General features: G+C 51.8%; 16 protein-coding genes. 1 reads left to right on the top strand and 15 read right to left on the bottom strand.

Annotated elements, in window-relative coordinates:
- Window positions 1-29 precede the first annotated feature (29 nt).
- The 15 genes from M1D91_RS10945 to pspA all read right to left on the bottom strand — a co-directional run bounded on the left by M1D91_RS10945 (window position 30) and on the right by pspA (window position 13,977).
- Complete coding sequence (locus M1D91_RS10945) at window positions 30-1,112, bottom strand: ABC transporter ATP-binding protein (protein WP_437432002.1); 1,083 nt, start codon at window positions 1,110-1,112, stop codon at window positions 30-32.
- A gap of 10 nt (window positions 1,113-1,122) precedes the next feature.
- A complete protein-coding gene (gene pgmB, locus M1D91_RS10940) occupies window positions 1,123-1,791 on the bottom strand; it encodes a beta-phosphoglucomutase (RefSeq protein ID WP_437432001.1) in 669 nt (222 codons plus the stop codon).
- Window positions 1,788-4,067 (bottom strand): glycoside hydrolase family 65 protein, encoded by a 2,280-nt coding sequence (locus M1D91_RS10935; RefSeq protein WP_437432000.1) that lies wholly within the window; start codon window positions 4,065-4,067, stop codon window positions 1,788-1,790. Before M1D91_RS10935 ends, pgmB begins: the two co-directional genes overlap by 4 nt.
- Window positions 4,064-5,119: a Gfo/Idh/MocA family protein gene (locus M1D91_RS10930; protein ID WP_437431999.1), complete on the bottom strand. Its 1,056-nt coding sequence runs from the start codon at window positions 5,117-5,119 to the stop codon at window positions 4,064-4,066. Before M1D91_RS10930 ends, M1D91_RS10935 begins: the two co-directional genes overlap by 4 nt.
- Before the next feature lie 10 nt (window positions 5,120-5,129).
- Window positions 5,130-5,918 carry a sugar phosphate isomerase/epimerase family protein gene (locus tag M1D91_RS10925; protein ID WP_437431998.1) on the bottom strand — a complete coding sequence of 263 codons (789 nt, stop codon included), beginning with the start codon at window positions 5,916-5,918 and terminating at the stop codon, window positions 5,130-5,132.
- Window positions 5,919-5,935: 17 nt separating this feature from the next.
- On the bottom strand, window positions 5,936-6,988 hold the full coding sequence (locus M1D91_RS10920; RefSeq protein ID WP_437431997.1) for a zinc-dependent alcohol dehydrogenase: 1,053 nt from the start codon (window positions 6,986-6,988) through the stop codon (window positions 5,936-5,938).
- 28 nt (window positions 6,989-7,016) lie between these two features.
- Window positions 7,017-7,859: a carbohydrate ABC transporter permease gene (locus tag M1D91_RS10915; RefSeq protein ID WP_437431996.1), complete on the bottom strand. Its 843-nt coding sequence runs from the start codon at window positions 7,857-7,859 to the stop codon at window positions 7,017-7,019.
- Complete coding sequence (locus M1D91_RS10910) at window positions 7,846-8,727, bottom strand: carbohydrate ABC transporter permease (protein ID WP_437431995.1); 882 nt, start codon at window positions 8,725-8,727, stop codon at window positions 7,846-7,848. The genes M1D91_RS10915 and M1D91_RS10910 overlap by 14 nt, the downstream gene beginning before the upstream one ends.
- A gap of 20 nt (window positions 8,728-8,747) precedes the next feature.
- Window positions 8,748-10,040 (bottom strand): ABC transporter substrate-binding protein, encoded by a 1,293-nt coding sequence (locus tag M1D91_RS10905; RefSeq protein WP_437431994.1) that lies wholly within the window; start codon window positions 10,038-10,040, stop codon window positions 8,748-8,750.
- A gap of 16 nt (window positions 10,041-10,056) precedes the next feature.
- Window positions 10,057-11,763, bottom strand: a complete 1,707-nt coding sequence (locus M1D91_RS10900; protein ID WP_437431993.1) for a sugar phosphorylase — start codon at window positions 11,761-11,763, stop codon at window positions 10,057-10,059.
- A 260-nt stretch (window positions 11,764-12,023) separates the two neighbouring features.
- Entirely contained in the window at window positions 12,024-12,338 is a 315-nt protein-coding gene (gene pspE, locus M1D91_RS10895; protein WP_437431992.1) for a thiosulfate sulfurtransferase PspE, read from the bottom strand.
- A 94-nt stretch (window positions 12,339-12,432) separates the two neighbouring features.
- Complete coding sequence (gene pspD, locus M1D91_RS10890; RefSeq protein WP_437432070.1) at window positions 12,433-12,654, bottom strand: phage shock protein PspD; 222 nt, start codon at window positions 12,652-12,654, stop codon at window positions 12,433-12,435.
- Between the two features lie 14 nt (window positions 12,655-12,668).
- Window positions 12,669-13,028 (bottom strand): envelope stress response membrane protein PspC, encoded by a 360-nt coding sequence (pspC, locus tag M1D91_RS10885; protein WP_437431991.1) that lies wholly within the window; start codon window positions 13,026-13,028, stop codon window positions 12,669-12,671.
- Window positions 13,028-13,252 (bottom strand): envelope stress response membrane protein PspB, encoded by a 225-nt coding sequence (gene pspB / locus M1D91_RS10880; RefSeq protein ID WP_437431990.1) that lies wholly within the window; start codon window positions 13,250-13,252, stop codon window positions 13,028-13,030. Before pspB ends, pspC begins: the two co-directional genes overlap by 1 nt.
- Before the next feature lie 56 nt (window positions 13,253-13,308).
- Entirely contained in the window at window positions 13,309-13,977 is a 669-nt protein-coding gene (gene pspA / locus M1D91_RS10875) for a phage shock protein PspA (protein WP_437431989.1), read from the bottom strand.
- Window positions 13,978-14,144: 167 nt separating this feature from the next.
- Between pspA and pspF the strand changes: the two genes are divergently transcribed.
- A complete protein-coding gene (pspF, locus tag M1D91_RS10870; RefSeq protein ID WP_437431988.1) occupies window positions 14,145-15,128 on the top strand; it encodes a phage shock protein operon transcriptional activator in 984 nt (327 codons plus the stop codon).
- Window positions 15,129-15,148 lie beyond the last annotated feature (20 nt).

Genomic DNA, 15,148 nt, shown 5'->3' with positions numbered 1-15,148 from the left:
CCGAAAACAGGCGTTTGTGGAGTGTGAAATTATTGAATTGCAATCTCGGACTCAGCATCAAAGAAATGGCTTTTTTCCATATCAAAATGAATCTGAATAGTATCCCCCGCATGAAAATCATTCATTGCACCGGCACGAACAACCAGTTCGTGCCCCCCAACAGTGGTATAAAGCATAAATTCTGCACCCGTTAATTCGGCAACACTTATTTTTGCTATCACACCTTGAACATTATCTTGCCGAGGATGAATATCCTCGGGACGAATACCCATGATTACGGCTTTATGTTCATATCCGCGCGTCTTTAATGCACTCAGCATGGATGACGGAATTGTTAATTTAAGGGTTTCCGTAACAAACTGGTCTGCATCAATCGTGCCGCGAATAAAGTTCATTGCGGGTGAGCCAATAAAACCTGCGACAAAAATATTTGCCGGGTGATTATAAACGTCTTTAGGTGCACCAACCTGCTGAATAATACAGGCCTTCATGATGACAATGCGCGTCGCCATGGTCATGGCTTCGGTTTGATCATGGGTAACATAAATCATGGTGGTGTTAAGCTTCTGATGAAGCTTGCTGATTTCCGCCCGCATCTGCACTCGCAGTTTGGCATCGAGGTTGGACAGAGGTTCATCCATCAGGAATACCCCCGCTTCACGGACAATCGCCCGCCCCAGCGCCACACGCTGACGTTGACCACCGGAGAGCGCACCGGGCTTACGCTTCAGGTAGTCACGTAGCCCCAGGATTTGCGCTGCCCAGTTAACCCGCTCGTCAATGACTTGCTGGCTGATTTTCTGCATCTTCAGGCCAAAAGCCATGTTGTCGTAGACGGACATATGCGGATATAACGCATAATTCTGAAACACCATCGCAATATTGCGTGATTTGGCCGGTACATCATTCATTCGCTTACCATCTATCAGTAAATCGCCGCCGCTGATCTCTTCGAGCCCGGCAATCATGCGCAATGTGGTTGATTTTCCGCAGCCTGACGGCCCGACAAAAACAATAAATTCTTTGTCTTCAATTTCCAGATTGAAGTCTTTCACGACCTGTACCTGGTTATCGTATATTTTTTGAATATGTTGCAAAGAAAGCTGTGCCATATTGAATCCCTTACTTGTCGTTTTGCCAGAAAGCCGATAAGCGCGGCCACGTCAGTAATTCGGTCCCTGAAAGCAGTAAATCTGCATGAATGAGCCCCCGGCCAATCCCCACGGAACGCATGCCACAGGCATTAATAGCGTCGATCCCTGCCTGCGCATCCTCTACCCCGATACAGTCACGTGGATCCACCCCAAGGCCTTTGCAGGCGGCGAGAAAAATTTCTGGATCCGGTTTCGAATGGCTGATTTGAGCTGCATCGGCGCAAAAATCGAAATAAGTGTCGAGTTCCAGGGCCTGCACAATCGCAGGCGCATTGAGCGATACCGACGCCAGAGCAGTCGGGATCGTTAACGCTTTTAAGGTGGAGAGCAGTTCACGAATACCGGGCAGTACCGACTGCGCCGTTAATTGCCTGAGCGACCCGACATAGAGGCTGTTTTTGCGGGCAGCAAGAGCGGCCCTTGCCTCCTCGCTAAATGCACTCTCCTTAGCGCCGTACTGCAGGATGCGTCTGAGTGATTCGCTGCGACTGATCCCTTTTAGGGTGTCGTTAAATGCTTCATCTATCTCAATGCCGATATCGCCGGCAATTTGCCGCCATGCAGAAAAATGCAGGTGTGCGGTATCGGTAATGACACCGTCCAGATCAAAAATAATGGCCTGTGGTTGCTTTTTCATTCGTCTCCCCTCCATGTGGTAGCGGTCCCATTATCAAGCGAAAAAAATGCGCGTTGAATGACAGTATCCCCCCTTTGGAGGATGCGTTTTTTTCCCTCGACCCAAAGATGCACTACCGCCCCGGCGTTAATCCGTATCTCCGTTTCATTTATGGTGATGAGCAGATCGCTGTTCTGCCAGCAAAGAGGGAACCTCAGACTCTGCCAGTGCACCGGTAAAACCGGATCCACATGCAGCTCACCGTGGCGTACGCTCACTCCGGCAAATCCCTGGATTGCCCCCAGCCAGATAGCGCCGGTTGCAGCAGCATGAATACCGTCATCACAACTGTGCGGATCGACACCAAGATCGATAAGTGCCCCCTCCTGCCAGAATCTGTAGCTCATCTCACGCTCCTGACAGCGTGCGGCCACAATGCCGTGAATCGCTTTGCTCAGCGACGAGTCATGAATAGTTCGCGGTTCATAAAAACGCAGATTCGCAAGGCACGCCTGTCGGCTAAACTGCTCGGGCAACATGTAGGCCAGCATGACCACATCCGCCTGCTTCAGGATCTGCATCTCATTGACTTCAGACCGTGAATAATCCAGTAAAATGGTCTGCTTGCCGGCGTTCGCTTTATATTTCGCCAGGTCAATGGTGGGCTTGCTGAGGAAGGCGTCATCCTGAGGCAGGATCCCATCCTCCCCTGGCTCGGGTCGCCACAGGTGCTGTAAAAAGTGCCCGGCGCGGTGGATAAAGGCTTCGTCACTGCACTTCAGAAAGCGCGCGAACCAGAGTGCCTGCTCGACGTTGTAGTAAGCCATGTAGTTGGTAAACGCATTATTGTTCACATGCTCAGTGTATTCATCCGGGCCAATAACATCGTGGATCTCCAGCCGCCCCTTCACCATTACGGCACGACTGATCCAGAACATCGCCGTCTCCAGCAGTAGCGCCATTCCCTCATGAGCCATAAAGCCCATATCGCCGGTGGCATGCCAGTAACTCACCACGGCCCACGCGATGTCGGCCACGAGATGGTGTTCCGCCTGCGCTGAGGCCACTTTCTGCCGCAGCCCGGTGCGGATGTTAATGGCGGCGAACTCAGGCGTCTCTTCTTCACCACTACGCGCACTCTCCCACGGAAACAGTGCCCCCTGCCAGCCATTGCGACGGGCTTTTTCCCGGGCCTGAGACAAATTATGCCAGCGGTAGCGCAGCAGGCGTCGGGCGATATCCGGGCGGGTAAACAGGTGAAACGGCAGCAGAAACACCTCGGTATCCCAGAAAACATGACCTTTGTACCCTTCCCCCGTCAGCCCCTTAGCCCCTATGCTGCTGCGTTCATCGTGAGCTGGGGTCATGGCCCGAAGCTGGTAAAGCGCAAAATCCAGCGCCTGCTGATCCCGGGTGGCGGCGACGCTGGTCACCTCTACGCGACTGCGTTTCCACCACTCACCCCAGTTGTTAGCAGATTCCTCCAGCAACGCGTCGTAACCCTGCTGCACACTGGCTTCAAGTTTTGCCAGCGACTGTTTACCCCAGGTCTCAACTGAGACCAGACGCTCCTCTGTCCACGTAATCCAGTTGATCTTCTGCAGGGTGATACGCTGCCCGGCCCGTGCATGCACGCTGTTGTGCTGCAGCAGACGGCGCTCCTTTGCGGTAAAACTACGCTGGACGTCGCCATCGAGATGGCAATAAGAGGAGATGGCGACATCGTTTCGTCCGTCCTGGGTGCGGTAAATGCCCTGTAAAAGATGTTGACCAAAGACCCGCACCTGCACTTCATCAAGATGCTGGCGACCATGATTGGTCATGGTGGCATCGATTCCGGTGGTGATTGATATGCTGGCATCCGCATCCAGAGGGGTTATGGACACCTCCAGTGCCAGTAAGGGCAGCTTCTCAACCGAGGCAAAGCGCCGACTTTCCAGCGCAAACCTTGCCCCGTCTGGCGATTGCCAGATTACCGCGCGTGACAGTTCCCCGGTGGCGACATCTAACTCTCGCCGCCAGCTTTCAATAACACCGCGTTGCAGGGAAAAAACCTCGCCATTAAGGGTAAGTTCCATCCCCACCACGTCCGGGAGATTGACCAGTTCGGTGCTTTCATCCTGACCTGCCCGGTGGTAAAGACCAGCCAGATACATTCCGCGTGTCTGCTGAGTGTAGGCTTCTTCATGAGTAGCACGGATGCCCATATAGCCATTACCCGTGGTCATCAACGAGGCATATTTATTAAGACTGTGGAGGCAAAAGGCCGGCTCAGTCAGCTTTACTGGCTTATTCATAATTCCACATATCTTCCTGTTTCAGCGGACTGATAAAGCGCGGCTACCAACTGCTGGATAAGGAAGCCTTGCTCCGCATCAGCCAGCGCAATGGGTTCGCCGTAAAGGTGATCGACAAAGGCTTTCATACTTTGAAAATGGCGATTATCGTCCGCCGCCTCGCGCTGAAACTGCACGTCCAGTTGCCCGTCGTTGTCGGTATAGATTTGAAGGGGAAATAACGTTGCGCCCGCTTTTTCACCACAAAAGTTCACGTTCATGATGGACTGCTCAGGAATATTGAGCGCGAATGAGGTTTCAAGGCGCAGAATGCCGCCATTGCGAAATTCAATAGTGCCGAATAAGGCATCTTCCACGGAGTAAGCGGCGGGGTCCCACTCACCAAACTGCCCGCTTTTCTTGCGTGTGCCTATTTTTTGAAAACTGTGGGCGTAAACGCCTTTTACCGCCGGGAATCCCAGCACATACAGGGCGGCATCCAGCATATGAATACCAATATCAATGAGCGGGCCTCCCCCCTGTAACGCTTTACTGGTAAACACGCCCCAGCCAGGTACGCCACATCGACGCAAGGCACGGGCGTTCGTCACGTAGATTTCACCCAGTGCACCATCCATTACCTTTTCACGCAGTATTCGCGTATCCAGCGCAAAACGGTGATGGAAGTCATAAGCGAGAACCTTATTCATCCGTCGCGCGGTATTACGCATCTCCAGCGCTTCGTCGGGTGACATAGCCGGTGGCTTCTCGCACATGACGTGGCAACCAGCTTTTAAGGCCTGCATGACGTGTTCATAGTGAAAACGATTAGGGGAACAGACGCTGACGATGTCCGGCTTCGCCTCAAGTAGCATCGCCTGAACATCGTCCCGGATCAGTGGTATTCCGTATTTGTGCGCGAAAGCCTGGGCCTGCTCCAGACGGCTGTCACAGACAGCCACCAGTTGCAGATCCGCACGTGTGCTGTAGTAAGAAGCATGAACCTTATCCGCCACCTGCCCGGCGCCGATAATGGCGACGCGCAGCGGCGAAGTTATCGTTGCACTTTTCACGGGATCCCTCTTAGCAGGTACGCAGCCAGGCCAGCGACTGACGATACGCTTCGGCGGGGTTATCCGCTCTTACGCGACCTTCGTAGACCACGTACCCCTGATAGTTATCCTGACGCAACTGGTCAAAGAGTGCGCTGAAATTCAGCGAGCCGCTACCCGGCTGATAACGATGGTTATCCGCAATGTGCACATGGCCGAGCAGATCGCGGTTTTCATGCAGCGCCTGCGCTATATCGTCCTCTTCAATGTTCATATGGTAGAAATCACCGATGATCTGCACGTGTTGCAGCTGGTTTTCCACGATATAGCGGCGCGCGTCAGCGAGGGTGTTGATCATATGGTCCTGGTAGCGGTTGAGCGGTTCCAGATAGACCACCGTTCCGGTGCGTTCTGCGACCTTATCCAGGTAGATCAGCGAGTCGCTGATCGCTTTACGATCGCCTGCCAGACTCCGGGGTGACGTCATTGGCGGCAGGCGGAAAGTAAACATGCCCCAGGCGGCGGGTACGACGATGCCTTTACCGCCTGCTTCCGCCAGTGCTTCAAGGATGCGGGTTATTTGCTGTAAACCGTTAAGACGACGCTCTTCAATAAAATCGCCAATCCAGCCGTCATAGCCGCCACAGGCGGTGGTCACCGGCAGGCCGGTTTGGGCTATTGCCGCTTTCACCTCTTCCAGGTGATTGACCAGGAGCTTGCCATCAATTTCAAAGCCATCAAATCCCATTGCCTTGATATAACGAAACTTCTCCAGAATATTTTCCGGAAAAAAGGCCTGGTTCTGTGTTCCAATTTTCATCTTCTGCATTCCTTTGGTTAAAACGTGACGCCCATTTTGATGCTCAGCTCCGGGTGCTGGTCGACATACTGCATGTAGCTTTCCGGGCTATTGGCGAAAGGAACGACGGGATCGATTATCTCGTCGCAATCGAGGTAGCCGTTCATCAATAGCTCCCAACAGGCCTCTTCAATGCGCTTGCGGCTCCAGCGTGGATAGTCCGGGTTAGGTTCGCTGCACGCACGCGAGAAGACGATTCTGGCGTTATTGAAGTGCGCTTCACGACCCAGGTTGAAGCCTTCCGTGAAGGGTTTGGCAAAGGCAACGTAGGAGATGGTGCCGCCGTAGGCCAGGCCGCGCAGCGCCGACTGCAGCGCATCCGTGTGACCACTGGTTTCGATGATTACATCGGCACCCTGCCGCTGGGTCAGCTTCTTGATTTCCATACCCACGTCGGTGCCGATCGGATTGAGACAGACGTCGGCGCCATGACGGCAGGCAATATCACAACGATGGCTAATCGGATCGACGCCAATCACAACAGAGGCGCCAGCTTTTTTCGCCAGCTGTACCGCAATCTGGCCGATGGCCCCCAGCCCCACAATAACCACGAAATCGCCAACGCGGACGTTGGCATCACGCACGCCGCTCATGGCAAACTGCGCCGGATCGTAGCAAACAGCATTTTTCCAGCTGCTGCCCGCTGGCATCTTGCGCAGCTTGTAGTTGTTGACGGCATTAATAATGACGGTTTCAGAGAGCGGGCCGTAACCGCAAACAGAATCGCCCACGACATAATCCGTGACGTCACTGCCGCATTCGATAATGTCTCCCACCACCATGTTGCCAAGCTGGAATTGACCAAACTCAATCCCGCGCGGCGCGCCTTCAGGACGAGGCATAAACATCTGCCACTCGGCGTTGAAATCCTCATTAATAAATGGGCTGGCAGCGCGAAAATCGACCACCTCGGTGCCGTGCTTCGGCGCACCGAAGCGCACACGGATCCTCACTTCGTTGGCTGAAAGCGCGCGATCTTCATACTCCACCAGCGCAGCAACACGCGGTTCTACGGCAACTAACTTTTTCATTTATCACTCCTTGATTAAACTGGCCGCTTCAGCCCTTCACGCCGCCTGCGGTCAAGCCACTCTTAATAAAACGTTCGGAAAGCGCATACATAATGACGACCGGCAGGGCCGTCACCAGCGACGCCGCCATCATGCGTCCCCAGATATAGTCCGGCGTGCTGAACAGCGCGTTCAGGCCGACCGGCAGGGTGAAATTGCTGGCGCTGGAAAGGAAAATCGACGCAAACAGATAGTCATTCCAGGCCACCATAAAGCAGTAAACAAAAACCGAAACCAGACCGGACATTGCCAGTGGAACGGTGATGCGAAAGATGATCTGCAAGCGGCTTAATCCATCCATCATTGCCGCCTCCTCTATCTCTTCCGGAATGGTGTCGAAGTAGCTTTTCAGCATAAAAACGGCAGTGGGTAGCGTTTGGGTGATCATGGTGACGATCAGCGCCATTTCGGTATCATAAATTCCCAGCGCGGTGATGATTTTGAACAACGGCACTACCAACAGGATGCCGGAGAACATATACACCGTGTAAAAGCTGGCATTAATAGTCATCCGCCCTTTAAAACGCAGGCGGGATAAGGCATATGCCCCCAGCACGCCGAGAAATACCGCGACAAATGACGACACCACGGAGACGACCATGCTGTTACGGAAATAATCGACAAACGGAAAAATCAACGGATTGAAAATGTCGATATAGTGCTCCAGCGTCCACTGCTGTGGCAGCAGCGTGGGATGCAGTGAAATCGCCTCTTTCGCGCTCTTAAACGACGTCATCAGCATCACAAAGAAGGGAAACAGCGTGATGAACAGAAAGACGAAGAGACCGCAATAGAAGCCAGTGCGTCTGAGCGCGCGTTTATTTGTTGCCATAGAGGTTCACCCGTTTTCTGGTCAGCAGGATAACAGCGAAAATAATGACGAAGAGCACAACTGAAATCGCCGCGGCCTTACCTAAGTCATTAAATGCAAACGCCGTTTTATAGAGATAGACCCCGAGAATATCGACTTTGGTGGTAAGCAGATAAACATCGGCGAACATATAGAACATCCAGATGGTACGAAGCGTTACCACCGTAGCCAGCACCGGCATAATGGCGGGCAAAGTCACGATACGAAAACGCTGCCATGCGTTGGCACCATCCATCTCAGCGGCTTCATACAGGGATTTATCAATCGTCTGCAAAATAGCCAGAAAGGAGATAAAGGCGTACGGGAAATAGCGCCAGATGGCAAACAGCACTACCAGCACAAAACTGCTGCCGGGATTATCAAACCATAGCGGCGCCTGATCGTAGAGATGAAGCAGGTCGACGCCGAGATAGTTCACAATACCGTAGCCGTTGTTAAACATGTACTTCCAGGCAAACACCAGTGAAATAGAAGGCGTTACGTACGAGAGGATTACCAGCGAGCGCGCCGTTTTTCGCATACGGAACTCGCGGTTAAAAAACATCGCCACGCCTAATCCCAGTACGGTACTCCCTGCCACGACAAGCGCGGTATACCAGAGCGTCATCCACAACGAGTGCCAGAATCCCGGGTCGGAGAGGATGCGGATATAGTTGCTCAATCCCACAAACGTCGATTCGATGCGCGGATTCAGCGGCAGACGTAAAAAACTGATTTCGATATTGGATATCATTGGCCAGACCACCAGCCCGCCAAGCAACAGCAAGCTGGGCGCCAGCAGCAGCATGGCGAATGGCATATCAGATCGACCAGAAAAGAACCTGTTCATCACGGTTTCCCACTTTCCCATTAGCGCTGTTCAACGAGGTCATCCAGTTTTTTCTGGCTTGCCTTGAGAGTCGTTGAAAGATCGGCTTTGCCTACCGTGACGTTATGCACCAGGGTGCTCACGACACCCGATCCGGTCACATCGCCCATGCGGGTAAAGTTTTTATCGCCGACGGCGCCAAACACCTGGATGTTAGGCAGCTCAGCAATCAACTGGTTTGGCAGATCACCCAGGGCTTTGATGACGTCGTTATCTTTCCAGGTCACGGTATCGACCACCGCTTTATTGACCGGCAGCGCTGCGCCCGGCGACATCATCACCCAGTCGGCGATGTTGTCTGCCTGCTCCATAAAGGCGACAAATTTCTCTGCGGCATCCGTCTCATCCTGTTTCTGGCCCGCGGTGATGGTGAGTGAGGTCAGCATGCCGTAAACGGCGGAGCTCTTTTCGGTGGGAACCATAAATCCGACGTTTTGCGGATCGCCTTCTTTAATCACGGCAGGCAGGATGTAGGTGGAATAGATGGCCATGGGTGCGGTGCCGTTCATGAAAGCGTCTTTCACTTCCATGATGTCGTTAGACCCCGGCATCGTATAGGCCGCCAGTGATCGGTAATAATCCAGCGCCTCGGTCATCTCCTGGGTATTTAGGGTGATTTTACCCTGCGCATCAAAGACGTTGGCATGGTTCGATAACGCAAACTGCGAGAAGGACTGTTCGGTCAGTACGCTCTCTGCCGTCGGCAGGGCAATGCCGTATTTTTTATGGGCCGGGTCGTTAAGCTTCTGCGCGGCCTCCAGTAACTGCTGCCAGTTATTCGGCTTCTCCAGACCGGCTTTTTCCAGAACATCTTTGCGATACCAGATGCCCCCAATCCAGGCGCTGACCGGGACGCCGGTCCAGGCAGTACCATCTTCAGTTCGGACAATACGCAGCACGCCGTCATAGAAGGCATTCTCCCCTACCGTACCAATCACTCTTCCCACCGCCTCTCTGTCGATAAGTGCCTCTTTATCCATCACCTTTGCGTAGTCATGGCTGGTTTCAATGACTTCGGGTAAGGATCCACTGCGCGCAAGCGTGATGACTTTAGTGTTATAGGCATCCTCTTCAACCGGCACCTGTTTGACGCTAATTTCAGGATTCTCTTTTTCGAAGCGGGCAATTAATTGAGAAATGACGGCCTGGCGCTCCTGTTCTACAGAAGAGTGCATAAATTCAATTGAGACATGAGATTTTTTATCTTCCTTGCATCCAGATAACAGAGCGCAGGAAACCAGTGCTGAGATCAGCACAACGTGAGTTTTAAGCATGAGAATTTCCTTTTTATTATTTAATCCACATAACCTGCCAGGGGTGCAGCGTTAATTCTTCATCAGAAAGCGTCGTTTCGCTCAACAAATCAAACCCGGCACCAATATCAACACGACATATCTGACGTTGACTGCTCACATTAAATAAGGCGATAAGCTTCTCGCCTGTTTCCGCAGTGCGTATAATTTGCAAGACGGCAGGCGCGATATCATTAATTTCAAAATGGCTGTCAGGGTGAAAGGCTTTATTATCACGCCGGATAACAATCAGGCGTGCCAGCGCATTATAAACCCGAGAGCGCAGCGTATCCAAATCCATTAATTCTGCTTCAATCGCATCGCTTTGATATTTTTTGCGGTTAATTGCCCGGTTATAACCCAGTTGCTCCACACCATTATAATCGTTGCGTGAACCCAACATACTTTGAATATAAACTGCTGGTACGCCAGGAAAGCTGAGTAACAGTGCATGAGCAAGATAAAATCGCGCGAATCGTTCGTCATCACTGGCATCCCGCGGGCTTAACGCGTCCATATAGGTCACATTAATTTCATAGGGGCTTCGGCTACCGTCCGGATTGTTTTTCCAGTTAACCAATGCCCCCTGCTGTTGTAACTCGGCAACCAGTTTGACTATTTCCTCTTCCGGTAAGAGGCCACGCAGTGGATTAAGTCCAATTCCATCGTGTGATGCCAGAAAGTTAAACCAGGTGGTGTCGGTTGAAGGCAGTTTGAGCGTCTGCGCCCACTGGCATAATGAGGAGACATTCTGCCGCTGTACCGCATGAAGCACTAAAGGTGGAAGGGAAAACTGGTAAACCATCTGTGCTTCATCCCGGCCATTACCAAAGTACGAAATATTATCTTTATGCGGGACGTTCGTTTCCGTAATGATAACCGTACCCGGTGCGACATCGTCAGCAATGGCGCGGAATAACTTTATCAGTTGATGGGTCTGTTCAAGGTGGATACAGGATGTTCCCGGCGCTTTCCACATGAACCCTACGGCATCGAGACGCACATAATCAGCCCCTTTTTCAAGGTAGCTTAACAGCACATCCACCATTGCCAGCAGGACATTGGGGTTTGCGTAATTCAGGTCTATCTGATCATCGCTGAAGGTTGTCCACACGTAGCGCGTGGATTTGTCTTTAAAAGTAAAAGGCGTCAGAAGAGGTAAAGTGCGGGGGCGCGTTACGCCGCTGAGATCAATTGTTGGGTCGTGAGTGATAAAAAAATTTTCAAATTCAGTCTCCTGGTTTAAGTATTTTTTGAACCATTCACTTTTAGCCGACATATGATTACAGACGAAATCAAACATCAGCTTACTGGATTTATTCAGTTCCTCAATATCATCCCACCCGCCGGTTTCCAAAGCGACCTGATGATAATCTATAACTGAGAAACCGTCGTCTGACGACCACGGATAAAAAGGCAGCAGATGCACATGCGAAAAAATAGCCTGCAGCCACTGACGATAAAACTGGTTGAATGTCGCAAGCGGTTTCTGATCCTGTTCATGGAATTGATCGGCATAGGTGATAAGAACGACATCACTCTCATCCCAATGCCCTTTTCGTCTTTTAGAAATATTTTTACGTGATGCATTTAATCGGCTGTTAAGCGCATCGAAATGCGCGGAAGTAAATGCTTCGCCATAGACCTGATTTAAACATCCTTTTATTTTTGGATTCATTTCGCCTTTCCGTGGTAGCGGTCCCATGCGCAGCGAGATTACTCTTCGTAAAATACACTGTCAATCAGCCAACAGGGGTTACCCGCTGAGAAAATAAGGTTTCTAGCTGGAAAAATGCGTATTTGTGAGCTGCTGCAAAATAAATAGAAATGTGATGAAATTGTTATCTTCCCGGCGATGAGGGATACCTTTTACCACCGATTATTTCAGGCTAAATCATTCAGGCAGGGCGTGTTGTGCGGTTATTCAGCGTGGTGCCCGGGGGCCAGGTACCACGCCGTAAAGTATTATTGAGATTTAATGGTGGGCATATTTAGCTGGTTCATGCCGCCTTTGTTAATGACATGCTGATAACCTAACTGCTGCAATTTTTCCTGCGCCAGCGTCGCCTGACGACCAGAATTGCAGTAAAGATAAAGGGTGTCATCGCGGGACAGGGAGTGAACCTGTCCGGCCTGAATATCCTTTAAGGGGATATTAACCGCGCCCTGAATGTGCTCCTGTTGAAACTGTTCCGGCACCCGAACATCGACCCACTGTTCAGCGGCAAAGGCCTGCGTGCTGCTGGCAAAGGTAATGGCAATTAGCATCTGTTTTAACATTTTTCTTTCCTTAGTTTGATTAACTCCCTGGAGAACTATACGCCTTTCACGCCGCCATTTTTGTCTCGGCTGGCGCAAATCTGCTGGCGCGTCTTTATTTGTTAAAACGTCGGGAAATTTTGCCCGCAGCCCGGTTCAGTAACGGTTCCAGAGCGAACGCCAGCAGTAACTTAACCGGGCGGCGGGCAACGGATTTCACCGCCCAACCCGCCACCCCTGCCGGGCCGAAACGCAGCGCCGCCAGGAGGGCCATTTTGCCGACGAGTTTCACGCCCGGTTTCATCTTTTGCGCTGTCTGTTGCCATTTCGCCATGATGCGATACCTCTTGGTTAAAGCTGTCGAAAGCGACTTCTCAGTGAAAACGTATCGGAAGTGACATAACGTTCCATCTCCCGAAGCCGCTGCTCACCGCTCTTTAATTCATTATCGACCCTTTCTAATAGCTCGCCGCTGGTGGGAGCATTTTCTTCTTCGGTAAAATGCGCCGGCATAGGATCGAGTACAAAGGTCATGATGATATAAACCACCAGCACCGGGAAAAAGAGCCCAAACAGCATCGCCAGCACGGTTATCAGGCGAATCAGTTTAACCGGCACGTCCAGGTAATGGGCGACACCAGCACAAACGCCTTTGACCATGCCCTGCTGTGGAATGCGCCAAAGTTTTTTATTTAATGGTAATCCTGCCATCAGCGATCTCTCCAGTTGGGGTGCTCCGCATCGAGAATGTCTTCCAGCGCCTGAATGCGTTCGCGCATGCGCCTTGCGTCATCGGTCAGTTGAACCAGGCGCTGCTGCTCACCTTGAGACAGCTGGCCCTGAGCTGAGCGATTGTTGTAATGCAGCCATAGCCAGACCGGTAGAACAAACAGGACGAAAAGCGTCAGGGGAATGGCCAGAAAAAGCGCGCTCATGTGTACTCCTTACAGGGAATGATGGGGCGGCATCTCCCGATGCCGCACAAAAAATATTACTGGTTATCCTGTTTCATTCTTGCTTTGAGCTGTGCCAGTTGTTCACTGATTTCATCGTCAGCCTTCAGTTCAGAAAACTGTTGATCCAGCGATTTTTGTTTACCAAAACCGTGACTTTCCGCTTCAGCTTCCATCTGATCGATACGGCGTTCGAAAGATTCAAAGCGTGCCATCGCTTCATCAATTTTGCCGCTGTCAAGCTGACGGCGAACGTCGCGAGAAGAGTTTGCCGCCTGATGACGGAGCGTCAGTGCCTGCTGGCGTGCACGGGTTTCGCTGAGTTTATTTTCCAGCTCACCAATCTCTTTTTTCATGCGCGTCAGGGTTTCATCTACCAGCGTCACTTCCTGTTCGAGCGTGTCGATGATAGCGACCACTTTTTGTTTCTCGATAAGCGCGGCGCGGGCCAGATCGTCTTTATCTTTACGCAGCGCCAGTTCGGCTTTCTCCTGCCACTCGGCCTGTTGCGCATTCGCCTGCTCAATGCGGCGGGTAAGCTGCTTTTTCTCCGCCAGCGCGCGGGCTGAGGTAGAACGTACTTCCACCAGCGTGTCTTCCATTTCCTGGATCATTAAACGCACCAGCTTCTGCGGATCTTCCGCTTTCTCCAGCAGTGAGTTGATGTTGGCGTTCACGATGTCGGCAAAACGAGAAAAAATACCCATAATTGATTCCTCTTGATTTCTGTCATTGGGCGATGCCCTGCTATCTGGTTAATACAACCTTCGTGCCAACTTTTTAATTGTTTGATTTTATTAGATAAGCAATATTTTACCGTTGCGGCTTTATAAGCTACAGTGGTGAATAACGCTAACTAGTGGTGAAATTCATCATGCCTGAACAGAAAGATAATCTCCTCGGCGAAGCCAACAGTTTTCTTGAAGTCCTTGAACAGGTCTCCCGTCTGGCACCTCTCGACAAACCCGTGCTGGTCATCGGCGAGCGGGGCACCGGAAAAGAGTTGATAGCGAATCGCCTGCACTACCTCTCTTCCCGCTGGCAAGGGCCGTTTATTTCGCTCAATTGTGCTGCACTCAATGAGAATCTGCTTGATACCGAGCTTTTCGGTCATGAAGCAGGTGCCTTCACTGGCGCGCAGAAACGCCATCCGGGTCGCTTCGAACGTGCCGATGGCGGCACGCTGTTTCTCGATGAGCTGGCGACCGCACCCATGCTGGTACAGGAAAAACTTCTGCGTGTCATTGAATACGGCGAACTTGAACGTGTGGGCGGAAGCCAGCCGTTGCAGGTTAACGTGCGGCTGGTGTGCGCCACCAATGCCGATTTGCCTGAAATGGTCTATAAAGGCACGTTTCGCGCCGACCTTCTCGACAGACTGGCGTTCGATGTGGTTCAGCTTCCCCCGTTGCGTCAGCGGCAAAGCGACATCATGCTGTTGGCGGATCATTTCGCCATTCAGATGTGCCGTGAGTTGAAATTGCCGCTCTTTCCGGGCTTCACTGACCGCGCTCAACAGACCCTCCTGCAGCACCGCTGGCCGGGCAATATCCGGGAGCTAAAAAACGTGGTTGAACGTTCTGTTTATCGTCATGGCACCAGCGAGCACCCGCTGGACGACATCATCATTGACCCATTTAACCGCCAGCCTGCCCGCGAGCGACAGGAATCAGAAAAACAGCGTTCATCCCTCCCGGCGTTTCCGCTTGATTTGCGGTCCTTTCAGCTTCATCAGGAAAAGTCGCTGCTTACTGAGAGTCTGCAACAGGCAAAATTTAACCAGAAGCGGGCCGCTGAACTGTTAGGACTTACCTATCATCAGTTTCGTGCCCTGCTGAAAAAACACCAGATCAGCTGAAATCGTCGACAATAGCAGCA

This window comes from Enterobacter sp. SA197 (assembly GCF_054131575.1).
This window is presented reverse-complemented; position numbering and strand designations above follow the sequence as displayed.

Excerpts from the sequence above, each read along its gene's own strand:
- M1D91_RS10945 (WP_437432002.1), bottom strand. The coding sequence starts at position 1,112 with ATGGCACAGCTTTCTTTGCAACATATTCAAAAAATATACGATAACCAG.
- pgmB (WP_437432001.1), bottom strand. The coding sequence starts at position 1,791 with ATGAAAAAGCAACCACAGGCCATTATTTTTGATCTGGACGGTGTCATT.
- M1D91_RS10935 (WP_437432000.1), bottom strand. The coding sequence starts at position 4,067 with ATGAATAAGCCAGTAAAGCTGACTGAGCCGGCCTTTTGCCTCCACAGT.
- M1D91_RS10925 (WP_437431998.1), bottom strand. The coding sequence starts at position 5,918 with ATGAAAATTGGAACACAGAACCAGGCCTTTTTTCCGGAAAATATTCTG.
- M1D91_RS10920 (WP_437431997.1), bottom strand. The coding sequence starts at position 6,988 with ATGAAAAAGTTAGTTGCCGTAGAACCGCGTGTTGCTGCGCTGGTGGAG.
- M1D91_RS10915 (WP_437431996.1), bottom strand. The coding sequence starts at position 7,859 with ATGGCAACAAATAAACGCGCGCTCAGACGCACTGGCTTCTATTGCGGT.
- M1D91_RS10910 (WP_437431995.1), bottom strand. The coding sequence starts at position 8,727 with ATGAACAGGTTCTTTTCTGGTCGATCTGATATGCCATTCGCCATGCTG.
- M1D91_RS10905 (WP_437431994.1), bottom strand. The coding sequence starts at position 10,040 with ATGCTTAAAACTCACGTTGTGCTGATCTCAGCACTGGTTTCCTGCGCT.
- M1D91_RS10900 (WP_437431993.1), bottom strand. The coding sequence starts at position 11,763 with ATGGGACCGCTACCACGGAAAGGCGAAATGAATCCAAAAATAAAAGGA.
- pspE (WP_437431992.1), bottom strand. The coding sequence starts at position 12,338 with ATGTTAAAACAGATGCTAATTGCCATTACCTTTGCCAGCAGCACGCAG.
- pspC (WP_437431991.1), bottom strand. The coding sequence starts at position 13,028 with ATGGCAGGATTACCATTAAATAAAAAACTTTGGCGCATTCCACAGCAG.
- pspB (WP_437431990.1), bottom strand. The coding sequence starts at position 13,252 with ATGAGCGCGCTTTTTCTGGCCATTCCCCTGACGCTTTTCGTCCTGTTT.
- pspA (WP_437431989.1), bottom strand. The coding sequence starts at position 13,977 with ATGGGTATTTTTTCTCGTTTTGCCGACATCGTGAACGCCAACATCAAC.
- pspF (WP_437431988.1), top strand. The coding sequence starts at position 14,145 with ATGCCTGAACAGAAAGATAATCTCCTCGGCGAAGCCAACAGTTTTCTT.